Below are 1,767 nucleotides of genomic sequence, written 5' to 3'. Positions count from 1 at the left end.
TCGGCGGCGACCGCGTCGCCGGCCTGCTTGAACCACTGGCCGACCGTCGCCTCAACGACGGACTCTCCCAAGGTCGCACCCGGATTTCTGTCGCCATCGGTTCTTCCGCCCGTTCCTTTCCGGCCTAGCCCAGCGCTTCGTCCAGGAGGGATTTCACCTCGCGCGCATGCTTGCTCGCAAGTCCCGTCGCCGTCGCCGCCGAGCTTGGGCGCCCAGCATAGCGCGGGCGCTCGTGCTTGGCATCGATATGGTCGAGCACCCAAGCGAGATTTGGCTCAAGGAAGCTCCAGGCGCCCATATTCTTCGGCTCCTCCTGGCACCACACGATCTCTGCATCCTTGAAGCGGCCGAGCTCCTGGATGAGGGCGCGGGCGGGGAAGGGATAAAGCTGCTCGAGGCGCAGAAGATAGACATCGGTGATGCCCCGTTGCTCGCGCTCCTCATAGAGGTCGTAATAGACCTTGCCCGAGCAAATGACCACGCGCCTGATCTGGTCGTCCGGAACGAGCGTGACGGAGTCGCCGGGTTTCGATTCAGCGTCGTCCCAGAGAAGACGGTGGAAGCTCGACTCCGGGCCGAACTCCTCAAGCGTCGATACCACCTTCTTGTGACGGAGCAGCGACTTCGGCGTCATGAGCACGAGCGGTTTGCGGAACTCGCGATGGAGCTGGCGCCGGAGCACATGGAAATAATTGGCCGGCGTGGTGCAGTTGACCACCTGCCAATTGTCCTCGGCGCAAGATTGGAGATAGCGCTCGAGGCGGGCCGAGGAGTGCTCCGGGCCCTGACCCTCGTAGCCGTGGGGCAGCAGGAGGACTAGACCCGACATGCGCAGCCATTTGCGCTCGCCGGAGGAGATGAACTGATCGATGACGACCTGGGCGCCGTTGGCGAAGTCGCCGAACTGCGCCTCCCAGAGCACGAGCGCGTTGGGCTCGGCGAGGCTGTAGCCGTATTCGAAACCGAGCACGGCCTCCTCGGAGAGCATGGAGTTGATGACCTCGAAGTCGCCCTGCTCCTTGGAGAGGTGCATCAGCGGGGTGTATTTCATCTCGGTCACCTGATCCATGAGCACCGAGTGGCGCTGGGAGAAGGTGCCGCGCTCGGAATCCTGTCCCGACAGGCGGACCTTGAAGCCCTCGACCAGGAGGGTGCCGAAGGCGAGCGACTCGGCGGTGGCCCAATCGATGCCCTCGCCGTCGTCGATCATCTTGCGGCGGCTCGCCATGATACGGGCGATGGTCTTGTGCGGCGTCAAGGTTTCGGGGATGGCCGTGAGCCTGCGGCCGACCTGGCGCAGCAGGTCGAGGTCCACGCCGGTCAGGCCGCGGCGGGCGCCTTCGTCGGCGAAGCCGATGCCGGACCACCTGCCGTCGAGCCAGTCGGCGCGGTTGGGGCGGTAGGTCTCGCCGGCCAGGAACTCCTCTTCGAGATAGGCGCGGAACTGCGCTTGGAGATCCTCCACCTCGTCGGCGGTGAACAGCCCTTCCTTGATCAGCTTGTCGGCATAGATCTCCACCACGCGCGGATGCTGGGCGATGCGCTGATACATCAGCGGCTGGGTGAAGGCCGGCTCGTCCGCCTCGTTATGGCCGTGGCGCCGGTAGCAGAACATGTCGATGACGACGGGCTTGCCGAAGCGCTGGCGGAACTCGGTGGCGATCTTGGTGACGTGGACCACGGCCTCCGGGTCGTCGCCGTTCACATGGAAGATCGGCGCGTCGATCATCTTGGCGACGTCGGACGGGTAGGGCGATGAGCGCGAGA

At 64.9% G+C, this 1,767-nt stretch carries 1 protein-coding gene; it reads right to left on the bottom strand.

From position 1 onward, the window contains the following. Nucleotides 1–124: 124 nt before the first annotated feature. Nucleotides 125–1,767: 2-oxoglutarate dehydrogenase E1 component (locus AUC71_RS03295; protein ID WP_141701407.1), on the bottom strand; the 1,643-nt coding region annotated here is incomplete at its 5' end.

The sequence above is a fragment of the Methyloceanibacter marginalis genome (genome assembly GCF_001723295.1).
GTDB lineage: Bacteria > Pseudomonadota > Alphaproteobacteria > Rhizobiales > Methyloligellaceae > Methyloceanibacter > Methyloceanibacter marginalis.
Note: the sequence above shows the minus strand (reverse complement) of the source record. Positions and strands in the feature narration are given on the sequence as shown.